The organism is Pseudoduganella sp. HUAS MS19, assembly GCF_053615455.1.
On record NZ_CM132133.1, the window covers coordinates 1,253,251 to 1,264,889 of the forward strand.

Annotated in this window: 11 protein-coding genes and 1 rRNA gene; 8 read left to right on the forward strand and 4 right to left on the reverse strand. The window is 62.3% G+C overall.

Features of this window, described 5'->3' with window-relative positions; all coding sequences use genetic code 11:
- The first annotated feature begins 66 nt into the window (after positions 1-66).
- Positions 67-179: ribosomal RNA gene (gene rrf, locus ACWBU6_RS05770) — 5S ribosomal RNA — on the forward strand.
- A gap of 84 nt (positions 180-263) precedes the next feature.
- Positions 264-2,024: a DUF885 domain-containing protein gene (locus tag ACWBU6_RS05775; protein WP_452647878.1), complete on the forward strand. Its 1,761-nt coding sequence runs from the start codon at positions 264-266 to the stop codon at positions 2,022-2,024.
- 44 nt (positions 2,025-2,068) lie between these two features.
- On the opposite strand, the gene ACWBU6_RS05780 is transcribed toward ACWBU6_RS05775, so the two are convergent.
- The 4 genes from ACWBU6_RS05780 to ACWBU6_RS05795 are packed head-to-tail and all read right to left on the reverse strand — an operon-like array spanning position 2,069 to position 6,503.
- Positions 2,069-3,574: a protein kinase domain-containing protein gene (locus tag ACWBU6_RS05780; RefSeq protein WP_452647879.1), complete on the reverse strand. Its 1,506-nt coding sequence runs from the start codon at positions 3,572-3,574 to the stop codon at positions 2,069-2,071.
- A 5-nt stretch (positions 3,575-3,579) separates the two neighbouring features.
- Entirely contained in the window at positions 3,580-4,833 is a 1,254-nt protein-coding gene (locus tag ACWBU6_RS05785; protein ID WP_452647880.1) for a PP2C family serine/threonine-protein phosphatase, read from the reverse strand.
- Entirely contained in the window at positions 4,802-5,848 is a 1,047-nt protein-coding gene (locus tag ACWBU6_RS05790; RefSeq protein ID WP_452647881.1) for a TerY-C metal binding domain-containing protein, read from the reverse strand. Before ACWBU6_RS05790 ends, ACWBU6_RS05785 begins: the two co-directional genes overlap by 32 nt.
- A 22-nt stretch (positions 5,849-5,870) precedes the next feature.
- Positions 5,871-6,503: a vWA domain-containing protein gene (locus tag ACWBU6_RS05795; protein ID WP_452647882.1), complete on the reverse strand. Its 633-nt coding sequence runs from the start codon at positions 6,501-6,503 to the stop codon at positions 5,871-5,873.
- 118 nt (positions 6,504-6,621) lie between these two features.
- Between ACWBU6_RS05795 and ACWBU6_RS05800 the strand changes: the two genes are divergently transcribed.
- Genes ACWBU6_RS05800 through ACWBU6_RS05825 form a run of 6 tightly spaced genes read left to right on the forward strand, consistent with a single transcriptional unit; the run spans position 6,622 to position 11,639 of the window.
- Positions 6,622-7,686, forward strand: a complete 1,065-nt coding sequence (locus ACWBU6_RS05800) for a DUF475 domain-containing protein (RefSeq protein ID WP_452647883.1) — start codon at positions 6,622-6,624, stop codon at positions 7,684-7,686.
- A gap of 11 nt (positions 7,687-7,697) precedes the next feature.
- Positions 7,698-8,276: a TerD family protein gene (locus tag ACWBU6_RS05805; RefSeq protein ID WP_452647884.1), complete on the forward strand. Its 579-nt coding sequence runs from the start codon at positions 7,698-7,700 to the stop codon at positions 8,274-8,276.
- A gap of 51 nt (positions 8,277-8,327) precedes the next feature.
- Positions 8,328-8,903, forward strand: coding sequence for a TerD family protein (locus ACWBU6_RS05810; protein ID WP_452647885.1), 576 nt, complete (start codon positions 8,328-8,330; stop codon positions 8,901-8,903).
- A 35-nt stretch (positions 8,904-8,938) separates the two neighbouring features.
- The gene (locus tag ACWBU6_RS05815; RefSeq protein ID WP_452647886.1) at positions 8,939-10,261 is read left to right on the forward strand and encodes a VWA domain-containing protein; all 1,323 of its coding nucleotides are present in this window, start codon (positions 8,939-8,941) and stop codon (positions 10,259-10,261) included.
- 27 nt (positions 10,262-10,288) lie between these two features.
- Positions 10,289-11,014: a TIGR00266 family protein gene (locus ACWBU6_RS05820; protein WP_452647887.1), complete on the forward strand. Its 726-nt coding sequence runs from the start codon at positions 10,289-10,291 to the stop codon at positions 11,012-11,014.
- 43 nt (positions 11,015-11,057) lie between these two features.
- Positions 11,058-11,639 (forward strand): TerD family protein, encoded by a 582-nt coding sequence (locus ACWBU6_RS05825; protein ID WP_452647888.1) that lies wholly within the window; start codon positions 11,058-11,060, stop codon positions 11,637-11,639.

Below are 11,639 nucleotides of genomic sequence, written 5' to 3' on the forward strand. Positions count from 1 at the left end.
ATATAGCACTTACCGTGTTTGAGAACACTACCCACTTTACTTCTTCCCGATTGTTGACAAGTCATGCCTGATGACCATAGCAAGTCGGTCCCACCCCTTCCCATCCCGAACAGGACCGTGAAACGACTCTGCGCCGATGATAGTGCTGCAACCAGTGTGAAAGTAGGTTATCGTCAGGCTCTTATTAGAAAAGCCCGCTAGGCATGTGCCAGCGGGCTTTTTGCATTATGATACGGCACGCATTTCTTTATAAAGGAATAACGATGCCGATCACGAAACTCCTCAGTGGCCTTACCCTGGCCCTGCTGTCCCTGCATGTCTCCGCGGCGACCGAGCCGGCCTGGGTCACCAAGAGCAATGAGAACGCCAAGCTGCTGCTGAACCTGCAAGCCAAGTACTCGCCTGAAAGTGCGAGCAGCCTGGGCGTCGATGGCTATGACGAGCAGATCACCGACATGTCGCGCGATCTGTTCGACGCAACCGCGAAGGACACGCGCGCCGTCATCGCCGAGCTGCAGAAGCGGCTGAAGGCGGAGAAGGACCAGAAGGTCAGGCAAGACCTGGAGATCCTGATTGGCGCGGCAGAGGACCAGTTGCGTTCGGCAAGCGTCAACCGCAAGCATATGCTGCCCTTCCTCGACCTGACCCAGCTCATGTTTGGCGTGATGCGCCAGACGCTGGACCCGCGCATCCCGAAAGAGCGGCAAAAAACGCTGCTGGTGCGCATGGAAAAATACGCCGGCATCACCAAAGGCTACCGCCCGATTACCGAGCTGGCCTATGAGCGCTATCTGGAACGCCAGAAAGCCGACAAGAACCTGCTCGGCCCTTACAAGGGGGAAGTGGAACAGGCATTGAGTGCGGCTCCAGCCATGATCAAGGGCATGAAGGACTTGCTCAGCAAGAGTGAGCTGAAAGGCTGGGAACCGGCATTTGCCGCGATCGAAACCCAACTGACCGCATATACCGCCAAGATCAAGGACCAGATCCTGCCCAAGGCGCGTGCCGACCATCGTTTGCCGGCGGAAGTCTATGCCGATAACCTGCGCCAGTTCGGCGTGGATATCACTCCGAAAGAGTTGATTGCGAAGGCATTGACCTCGTTTGCGGAAATCCGCAACCAGATGGCCATCACCGCCAGCCTGATTGCCAAGGAGCGCAAGCTGCCGGATCCGGATTATCGCGCCGTGATGCGCGAGCTGAAGAAGCAGCAGATTCCGGCTGACCAGGTCATGCCGCTGTACGGCGAGCGCCTGGCGCAAATCGAATCCGCGGTGCGCCAGCAAGGCATTGTTACCCTGCCGGACCGCAAGGCTGTCATCCGCCTGGCAAGCGAGGCCGAGAACGCGCAGCAGCCTGCGCCGCACATGAGCCCTCCGCGACTGATCGGCAACACCGGCGAGTACGGCGAATTCGTGCTGACCACCGGCATGCCGCCCGATGCGAGCGGCAAGAAGCTGGTCTTCGACGACTTTACTCACCAGGCCGGCAGCTGGACCCTGACTGCGCACGACGCACGTCCGGGGCACGAGCTGCAGTTTGCGAAGATGATCGAGATGGGCGTGTCGACTGCGCGCGGGGTATTTGCGTTCAACAGCGTCAATGTCGAAGGCTGGGCCCTGTATGCTGAAGCGGAAATGCAGCCATTCGAGCCGCTCGATGGCCAGTTGTTCGCTTTGCAGGCACGTATGCAGCGCGCCGCCCGCGCTTTCCTCGACCCGATGGTGAACCTGGGTGAGATCAGCCCGGAAGGCGTGAAATCCTTCCTGATGGACGAAGTTGGTCTGTCCGAGGGCATGGCAACCCAGGAAATGCAGCGCTACACCTTCCGCGCACCAGGCCAAGCGACTTCCTACTTCTACGGCTACCAGCGCCTGATGGAAACCCGCCAGGCAGCGGAAGTGGCCTTGCGCCAGAAGTTCAACCGCAAAGCCTTCAATGACTTCGTGCTGGCACAAGGCATGCTGCCGCCTGCGCTGCTGCGCAAGGCGGTCATGGAGGAGTTTGTGGGAGGGCAGCGCTAAGCATGCCGCATGGCCTGCCGGCAGGTGCGGCGGGCCATGCTTCCTTATTGATTCGCCAGCTGGATGACGGCCAGGCGCCCGCCGGGTTCTTTCGACAGCAGCAATTGCTTGCCGTCTTCCAGCGCGACGTGGGTGCCGACGGGAATGGCCGCTTTCTGCTTCACATCGGTCAAATCCGGCATCCGCTCATTGACCAGGTACCAGACGCCGTTGTGAAAGACGAAGTAGCCGACGCGCCGCTTCTGCTCGTCGGTCAGGCGTTCGTTCGGGAACAGGTCGCGATTAATATGCCATTGGAACAGCGACTGGTTGCTGTACACCATGAGGCGCTGGTTATCCGGCTTGAAGCTGCCATCCATCCGCGCTGAGTAGAAATTGAAAACCGGCAGCGGCCCGGAAAACGGTGTCGTGCAAAACGGGCAGCATGGCCGGCTCTTGTTGTCGAACACATACCATTTCTGTTCGCACGAGGGATTGGCGCAGGGCTGCACCAGGTCGATGGTCTGGACCAAGGCGCGCTCCCATTCGTCGGCAGTAGGCCGCGCGGCAGGATTGTGCAAGCCCTCGGTAAAGCTGCGGCTGAACAATTCGCTGAGGTATGGACCGGTGATCTGGTAGGGAAGCCGGGCCGTGTCTTTCCACGGCAATTCGCTTGGCCTCACATTCTCCAGCCCGATGCGGTTGGAGGCATCGCTGGCATGCTCGATGAAGAGGGCCTGCTCCCCCATTCCCAGTTCTTCGTCGCGTTGCGAATCTTCGCTGTCGTGCACCTTGTCGCCGCGCAGCGGGTGGCGGCACAGCAGGTACATATAGATCAGGACCGCGAGGGCGTGCCGGTCGGTGGCGATCGATGGCAGCTTGCGTTGCGGATCGCCTTTGGGCAGGTTGAGCGTGGCGACGCATTCCGGTGCAATGAAGTCGGGCGTGCCCACCACATCGGGCGGGTATTTGCCCGGCACCACCAGGCCGTCGAGGTCGATCAGGCAGGCGCGGCCCGTCGTCGGGTCGATCAGCACGTTCTTGTAGCTAAGGTCCGAGTGCGCCAGGCCGGCCGCATGCATGCGCCGCACGGCGCGCGCCACCATCAGGCAGATCTTCAGGTACATCAGCCAGTCGCCCAGCTCCCGCCTGTCCAGGAAGCGGTTGCGGTTGGATGGCGAGGCGAACCATTTGCCTTCCTTTTCCTTTCCCTTGATGCCCAGTTGGTCGTTATCGCGCGAGCCGAACTGGAAGAAGAAAGCCGGGTCGTAGAAGGGCACGACCACGCCGATACGGCCGCGATGTTCGACCGTGGCGGTCGGCCAGCAGAACAGCTTGCGCCAGTAATCGCCACCGGCCTGGCTGAAGATGCGTTCGCGGTACAGGCCGGTAATGTCGGCCAGGCGTTCACGCGTGGCCGGGTCGGCATCGGCCCGGAAGAATGCGACGACATAAGTCCGGTCGGGCGAAAAGTAGACGTCTTTCATACCGCCCGACGCTTTGACTTCTTCCTCGAACTGGATATTCGAACCGTCCGAGGCAGTGAGGAAAATGAGCTTGTTAATCGGCATGACAGCTAGTAGATGATGACAATGGTGCGGTCGTCGTGATGTCCGGTCGACCAGAAGTCCAGCCAGGACAGCAGCTTCCGTTCGCTGGCATCGGCATCGGACAGTCCGGCTTCCTGTTCCAGCGTGTGCCAGAAGGCATGCCAGGATTCATTGCTGGCCAGGGCGGAGTCGCTGTCGAACAGCGGTTCCGAGACGCCGTCGGTCATGAGCAGCAGGGCGGTAAAGTCTTCCGCCAGCGTGAACCTGACGCGCGCTGCGAGGGCCGGCGGGCTGAGCGCATCTTCACCCAGGAAGCGCGTTTCCCCGGCATACTCGCCCGCATCGGCCGCGCCCAGCAAGGTAACGCCCCCGGCCGCGCTATAGGCGGCGACGGCGCCGTCGCCCACCTGGAAAGCGGCGCACAGGGTGCCGGACGGGAAGCGCCGGCACAGTGCGATCATTGCCGTGCTGGCGAAGTCCTTGTTCTCGGCCGGCAGCGGCCCGTGGCTGCATTCATCCTGGATGGCTGAATAAGCCTGCCGCGCAGCATCGCCGAGCGCCTCGAGCAGCGCCTGCCGCAAGGCAGGGCTGTCGGATTGCCCGCCGTACAGGCTGGACACGCCTTGCTCGATGCGCCGGCCGATAGCGCCGGCCAGCGATTGTTGCAGGGCGGCCGCGGCTGATGTGCAGATGAGCTCCGCGCCGCGCCGTGAGTAGCGGGCGCTGCCGGCGCCATCGGCCACGACGGCGATGTGCCAGCCAGCCTGCTCCAGGTGTACCGTCCGGAAATCGTCGTCGCGGAATTGTCCGGCATGCGCATGTGAGCGGCCGCGTTTGCTGGCCCCGATGGTGCGCAGGCCGGCGCCGTGCACGGCGCTGCCTTGTTCGTCCGGCTTCCAGAACGGGGCGCTGGTATCGGATGGCAGGTTCTTCCACATTGCCTTCGGATTGGCCACGACGACCAGGGCGACGCTGGCGCGGTGGCGGACTGCGGCCTGGGCGGCGAAATGATAGTGGACGGTGAGCTGGTACTGGCCGGGTGCGCCGGGCGTGCCATGGATCAGCCCGCTCGCCGGGTCAGCAGCCAGGCCGAGTCCCGGATCGATGTCGATCCGCTCGAAGACGACGGCGCGGCCGGCGTCCGGTTCCGCCTGCAGGCACTGGGCATAGGTCTCGCCGCTGCGTGCGTTCTGCAGCCGGAAGCCGATGCCGCCCGGGAGGCGCGTCGTGCTGTGCGGCACGGCGCGTTCAGCCGCGTGAGCGTGAAACTTCGAAGCCATCGCCGTCCGAACTGCCGAAATAGCCCTCGTGCTGGCAGCTCGGGCAAATGGCGGGACCGTCGCCGCGCACGCACATGACCTGGCCGCAGCGGCACATGGCAAAGCCGTACGGATTGCCGCAATGCGGGCAGCCGGGCGAGCCGATCAGGGAGTCGGTGTTGACGGTGCGGGCCAGGGCGCGCTCGTCGGACAGTTCGAAGTAATCCTTTTCCAGCGCGTGCACGCCGACCAGGTTGTACAGGCCGACCTTCATGCCGATGCCCGGGTTGACGAATTCCGGCAGCCGCTCGTATTTCAGGATGTAGGGCAGCCGGTTGTTTTGGCAGCGTCCGGTCAGCACCACCAGGTCTTCATCGACCACCGCCGCCTTGCTGATGTCGGTGATCTTTTTCATGATGGAGTCGTCGAGCTTGGCCAGGTTCACCGCGCCCTTGCCGGTGTCGGCCACGCTGCGGCTTTGCGCCACCACCGACTGCGTGACCCAGTCGACGAACTTGCGGTAGTCCTCTTCCGTGTGGACGTCCAGTTGCAGTACATTGCTGGTCAGTTGCTGCAGCGTGTCCAGCGAGGCATGCTGGCCGATGCCGATGGCCACCAGCGTGACGCGGTTGGCGTAGTGCTCGCGCCAACGCTGCAGCGCCTCGGAGACATCGTCGGTCGGCTTGCCGTCGGTCATCAGGTACACCACCGGCCGCCAGTCGCCCTTGCGCTGCGGCGTGGTCTTGGTCACGCCGCGGTCGATTTCGTTCATCAGGTGGTCCAGCGCGACGCCCAGCGAAGTGCCGGAACCGGCGGGCAGGCGCGGCGGGTAGAACATCGCCAGTTCGGTCAGCGGCGTCAGCGTGCGCGCTTTGCCGGCGAATACAATGGTCGACAGGTAAACGGTTTCCAGTGCGTGCGGGTCGGTGCGCAGCTTGGTGACCAGGCGGTCGAGGCCCTCCTGCAGTTGCCGCAGGTTGTCGCCAACCATCGATTCAGAAACGTCCAGCAGGAAAAAGACAGGCAGGCGGCGCATGATGACCTCGAACGGAATGAATTCAGAATACCACGTGGACTTCCGCCGGCGGCGGCGGCAAGTCGGGAGCGGCATTGCCGCCGCCATTGGCGGCAACCGCGGCGCCGACCCACTGGAAGAAGCTGGAGAAACTGGCGCTGTCCATGGTGTCGAGGCTCACCACCTTGTCGGTCAGCTGCTTGAGCTGGTCCGGCACCGCCTTCGGGCCGGCAGCGCAGGCCACCACCGAGGCGAAATGCGTGGCCTTGACCACGGCGATGCTCTCGTTGAACACCATGGTGTCGGATGGCTTGCCGTCAGTCATGATGAACAGCAGCGGCCGCCAGTCGGCCGTCTGTGCCGCCTCGGCCGTGCGCACTTCGCGCTGCGCCTTCTCGCAAACGTACATCAGGGCCTCGCCGAGGAAGGTCGGACCGGATTCGGGGCAGGTGATCTGGGGCAGCGCCACCTGGGGCAGGGGCGTCAGCGGCAGCACTTCGTTGATTTTCGCGTCGAAGGTGATAATGGACAGGTGTACGCTCTCAAGCGCGATCGGGTTTTGCCGCATCGAGGCCAGCATCGATTGCAGACCCACGTTGACAGCCTGGATCGGTTCGCCGCGCATGGAGCCTGAAGTGTCGAGCGCGATATATACGTTAAGGCGGGAAGACGTCATAATTGTCCTTCTTGCATTTTATGCATGGCGGAATGCTAGTTTCTTTGGCCAACATCATATAGTAATATTGCAACGTTGAGTACTCGATCTCGGGTCGCAAACCCTTAAAGGACGCTATATGAAGCATTTCCGTTTTTCCTTCCTGGTCACAGCATTGTGCCTGGGCCTGGCCGCCTGGTGGGGCTATATGCATGGCGGCATCGCCGGCGCACTGACCGCCGGCAGCATCGCTGCGATCCTGGGCGTCATGGAAGTCTCGCTCTCGTTTGACAATGCGGTGGTCAACGCCTCCGTCCTGAAGACCTGGGACGCGTTCTGGCAGCGCATCTTCCTGACCGTCGGTATCCTGATTGCCGTGTTCGGCATGCGCCTGGTCTTCCCCCTGGTGATCGTGGCGGCTGCCGCCGACCTGGGCGTGGCCGAGGTCTGGAACCTGGCGCTGGACAATCCGAAGGAATTCTCTGGCCACCTGACCGCCCACCACGCGGAAGTGGCAGCCTTTGGCGGCGTGTTCCTGCTGCTGGTGTTCCTGGACTTCCTGCTGGACGAAGACAAGGAATTGCACTGGCTGGGCCATGTGGAAGAGAAGCTGGCGACCTTCGGCAAGGTCGGCTCGATTTCCGTGATGGTGGCGCTGGGCGTGATCGTGGCCAGCCTGTCGCTGGTGGATGAATCGAAAAAATTCGCCGTGCTGATTGCCGGCGTGTGGGGCGTGCTGACCTATGTCGGCGTCGACTTCATCAGCAGCCTGCTGGAAAAAGAGGAAGAGACCGACGTCAATATCGGCGCGGCCGTGAAGAGCGGCGGCATCGGCGGCTTCCTGTACCTGGAAGTGCTGGACGCCTCCTTCTCCTTTGACGGCGTGATCGGCGCCTTCGCCATCACCAACGACGTGGTCATCATCATGTTGGGCCTGGCCATCGGCGCCATGTTCGTGCGCTCGATGACGGTCTACCTGGTGCGCCAGGGCACGCTGGAAGAATTCGTCTACCTCGAACATGGCGCCCATTACGCGATCGGCATCCTGGCGCTGATCATGTTCGCGAGCATGAAGTTCCATATTCCGGAGATCTTCACCGGCCTGGTCGGCGTTGCCTTCATCGTGGCATCGCTGTGGTCGTCGATCAAGCACAAGAAGGTTATGGCAAGCAATGAGGCTGGCGATGCGCCGGCTGCACACTAAGGAGAATTAAGATGGCATTGAGTTTGACCAAAGGCGGCAACATCAGCTTGTCGAAGACCGACCCCGCGCTGCAGAATGTGCTGATCGGCCTGGGTTGGGACGTGCGCAGCACCGACGGCGCCGCCTTTGACCTGGACGCGAGCCTGTTCATGCTGAAGCAGGATGGTAAAGTGCGTGGCGATCACGACTTCATTTTCTATAATCAACTGAAGTCGAGCTGCGGCTCGGTCGAGCACACCGGCGACAACAAGACCGGCGCCGGCGATGGCGACGATGAAGCGCTGAAGGTCAAGCTGGCGGCGGTGCCGGAAGAGGTGCAGCGCCTGGTGGTGGCCGTGACGATCCATGACGCGGTCGACCGCAAGCAGAATTTCGGCATGGTGAAGGACGCTTTCATGCGCATCGTCAACAGCGATACCGGCGCCGAGATCGCCCGCTTCGACCTGTCGGAAGACTATTCGACCGAAACGGCGATGGTGTTCGGCGAGATCTACCGCCATAACGGCGAATGGAAATTCAAGGCAGTCGGCCAGGGTTATGCCGGCGGCCTGGGTGCGCTGGCAACGACCCACGGTGTGAACGTCGGCTAAGTGCCGGCACCCCCACCACTTGTAGTGAAATAAACATTTAAGGAGTCATAGATGGCAATCAGTCTGCAAAAAGGCGGCAACGTCAACCTGAGCAAAGAAGCTCCCGGCCTGAAGAAGGTCATCATCGGCCTGGGCTGGGATCCACGCGTGACCGACGGCTCGGCATTCGACCTGGACGGCAGCGCTTTCCTCCTGAAAGCCGATGGCAAGGCGCGCAACGACAGCGACTTCATCTTCTATAACCAGCTGAAATCGCCCGAGGGTTCGGTCGTGCACGCCGGCGACAACACCACCGGCGCCGGCGATGGCGACGACGAGAAGATCACGATCGACCTGACCCTGGTTCCAGCCGAAATCGACAAGGTTTCGTTCTGCGCCACCATCCACGAAGCCGAGTCGCGCCGCCAGAACTTCGGCATGGTCGGCAAGGCCTATATCCGTTGCATGAATGGCGACGGCGGCGCCGAGATCGCCCGTTACGACCTGTCGGAAGACGGTTCGACCGAAACCGCGATGATCTTCGGCGAGCTGTACCGCCATGGCGCGGAGTGGAAGTTCAAGGCGCGCGGCGAAGGCTTCAAGGGCGGCCTCGGCCCCCTGGCACGCTCGTTCGGCATCAACGCCTGATTGACCGCCCAGCACATTCCCGGTCGGAGGAACACATGCAGCAACTAGCAAAGGGGCAGCGTTTGCCCCTGGCCGGCGAAGTGCCGGGCGGAAGTTTCCAGCTTGGCCTGTCGGTCCAGGGCCTGGCGCTGGACTTTGCCAGCTTCGGGCTGGACGCCAATGGCAAGCTGTCCGATGAACGTTACATGACGTTCTTCAACCAGCCGCAGTCGCCGTGCGGCGGCATCGCCGTCAGTCCGGTGGCCGGCGACGTGGCCGGTTTCGGCTTCGACGTCAACCGCATCCCGCAGTCGATCGAGCGCGTGGTGATCACGGCCAGCGTCGACGGCGAAGGCGTGATGTCGCAGGCCGCGGCGGGCCACCTGCGCCTGCTGCATGATGGCCGCGAGTTTGCCCGCTTCGCCTACACCGGCGCCGATTTCGCGTCGGAAAAGGCGGTCATGCTGGGCGAGTTGTACCGCAAGGATGGCCAATGGCGCTTCATGGCCGTGGGCCAGGGTTTCAACGGCGGCCTGGATGCCCTGGTGCGCCATTTCGGCGGCGCTGTCGCCGAGCCGGCGGGCGCGCCGCAGGCTGCTCCCAGCGCAGCCCGCGTCAACCTGGAAAAGCGCATCGAGCGCGAGGCGCCGCAACTGGTTTCGCTGGTCAAGAAGGCCGGCGTTTCGCTGGAAAAGGCCGGCCTGTCCACGCACCGCGCCAAGGTCTGCCTGGTGCTCGACATCTCCGGCTCGATGAGCGCCTTGTATGCCAAGGGCCTGGTGCAGCGCTTTGCCGAACGCATCCTGGCGCTGGGCTGCAAGTTCGACGACGACGGCGAAATCGACGTTTTCCTGTTCGGGCGCGAGGTGCACCAGCCGCAGCCGATGGGGCTGTCCAATTGCGCCAGCTACATCGCCCAGGCCCTGGCCGCCCACCCGCTGGAGGGCGACACCCGCTACGGCGTGGCGATGGAGGCTGTGCGCCGCCATTACTTCCCCGATTCCAACGGCAGGGAACGCAGCGTTCCGCTCAAGCGCGACCTGCCGGTCTACGTCATGTTCGTCACCGATGGTTCGACCAGCGACAAACCGCTGACGGAAAAACAGTTGCGCTGGGCCAGCCGCGAGCCGATCTTCTGGCAGTTCATGGGCATCGGCAAGGGCCGCAAGTCCAGGAGCAAGCTGCTGGCGGCATTTGCCGACTCCGATTTCCCCTTCCTGGAGAAACTGGACGACCTCGATGGACGCCTGGTGGATAATGCCGACTTTTTCTGCGTCAGCTCGCCGGACGAGCACGACGATACCGCCCTTTACGATATGTTGATGGCGGAGTATCCAGGCTGGCTGAAACTGGCGCGCCAGAATGGCCTCTTGAATTAAGCCGTTCCCTAACCCATATACAGACTTATGCCGAATTTCACAGTCACGGGCGAGATCGACCCTTTCCTGCACGTTAGCCTGAGCAAGGGCGAGAAGATTTTCTGCGAATCCGATGCCATGGTGATGATGGAACAGAACCTCGACCTGCGCGGCAAGATGCAGGGCGGGGTCATGCAATCGATCATGCGCCGCATGGCCAATGGCGAATCGTTCTTCCAGCAAAACATCGAAGCCGTGCGCGGCGACGGCGACTGCCTGTTGTCGCCGACCCTGCCGGGCGCGATGCAGATCATCGACGTCGGTCCGCGCCAGTACAAGCTGAACGACGGCGCCTTCGTCGCCGGCACGTCCGGCATCGAAATGAAGACCGTAACCCAGAACCTGGGCAATGCCCTGTTCGCCCAGTCCGGTGGCTTCTTCCTGATGGAGACTTCCGGCCAGGGCCGCATCGTGGTGTCGGGCTTCGGTTCGATGTTCGAACTGGAGGTGGCGCCCGGCAAGGACGTGGTCATCGATAACTCGCACGTCGTATGCTGGGACAACACCCTGCGCTATGAAGTCTCCGTCACCACCGGCGGCGGCAGTGGCGGTGGCGGCGGCATCGGCGGCTTCTTCGGCAACATCGTCAACAGCGTGACCAGCGGCGAAGGCATCGTGCTGCGCTTTTCCGGCGCCGGCAAGGTGTACATCTGCTCGCGCAACCGCGACGCCTACCTGAATTACCTGCGCCAGAAACTGGCGCCAAACCGCTAAGCGGCCTTAGTAGTCCAATCTTTTAAAAATCAAGGAGTTGATAATGGGTGTTAATCTGACCAAGGGCCAGAAAATCTCGCTGGAAAAAGAAGCTGGTACCTCGCTGAGCAAGGTCGTCATGGGCCTGGGCTGGGACCCGGTGAAGAAGAAAGGCCTGTTCGGCTTCGGCGGCGGCAGTGTCGAAGTCGACCTGGATGCATCCTGCCTGCTGTTCGATGAACAGGGCCAGCCGGTCGACGTGGTCTGGTTCCGCCAGCTGCAGTCGCGCGACGGTTCGATCAACCATACCGGCGATAACCGCACCGGCGAAGGCGACGGCGACGACGAACAGATCATCGTCGACCTGAGCCGCGTTCCGGCCACCGTCAAGAGCCTGGTCTTCACCGTCAACAGCTTCACCGGCCAGGACTTCTCGCAAGTGGACAACGCGACCTGCCGCCTGCTGAACGGCAGCAATGGCCAGGAAATCGCCCGCTTCAACCTGACCACGCTGGGCAACCACTCGGCGCAGATCATGGCCAAGCTGTACCGCCACAGCGGCGAATGGAAGATGCACGCGATCGGCGAAGTAGGCCGTGGCCGTACTTTCCAGGAACTGCTGCCGCAAATCGTTCCGCACCTGTAA

What these genes read in the sequence shown, in the direction of transcription:
- ACWBU6_RS05815 (WP_452647886.1), top strand. Translation starts at nt 8,939, where the DNA reads ATGCAGCAACTAGCAAAGGGGCAGCGTTTGCCCCTGGCCGGCGAAGTG.
- ACWBU6_RS05825 (WP_452647888.1), top strand. Translation starts at nt 11,058, where the DNA reads ATGGGTGTTAATCTGACCAAGGGCCAGAAAATCTCGCTGGAAAAAGAA.
- ACWBU6_RS05805 (WP_452647884.1), top strand. Translation starts at nt 7,698, where the DNA reads ATGGCATTGAGTTTGACCAAAGGCGGCAACATCAGCTTGTCGAAGACC.
- ACWBU6_RS05820 (WP_452647887.1), top strand. Translation starts at nt 10,289, where the DNA reads ATGCCGAATTTCACAGTCACGGGCGAGATCGACCCTTTCCTGCACGTT.
- ACWBU6_RS05800 (WP_452647883.1), top strand. Translation starts at nt 6,622, where the DNA reads ATGAAGCATTTCCGTTTTTCCTTCCTGGTCACAGCATTGTGCCTGGGC.
- ACWBU6_RS05775 (WP_452647878.1), top strand. Translation starts at nt 264, where the DNA reads ATGCCGATCACGAAACTCCTCAGTGGCCTTACCCTGGCCCTGCTGTCC.
- ACWBU6_RS05810 (WP_452647885.1), top strand. Translation starts at nt 8,328, where the DNA reads ATGGCAATCAGTCTGCAAAAAGGCGGCAACGTCAACCTGAGCAAAGAA.
- ACWBU6_RS05785 (WP_452647880.1), bottom strand. Translation starts at nt 4,833, where the DNA reads ATGGCTTCGAAGTTTCACGCTCACGCGGCTGAACGCGCCGTGCCGCAC.
- ACWBU6_RS05790 (WP_452647881.1), bottom strand. Translation starts at nt 5,848, where the DNA reads ATGCGCCGCCTGCCTGTCTTTTTCCTGCTGGACGTTTCTGAATCGATG.
- ACWBU6_RS05780 (WP_452647879.1), bottom strand. Translation starts at nt 3,574, where the DNA reads ATGCCGATTAACAAGCTCATTTTCCTCACTGCCTCGGACGGTTCGAAT.
- ACWBU6_RS05795 (WP_452647882.1), bottom strand. Translation starts at nt 6,503, where the DNA reads ATGACGTCTTCCCGCCTTAACGTATATATCGCGCTCGACACTTCAGGC.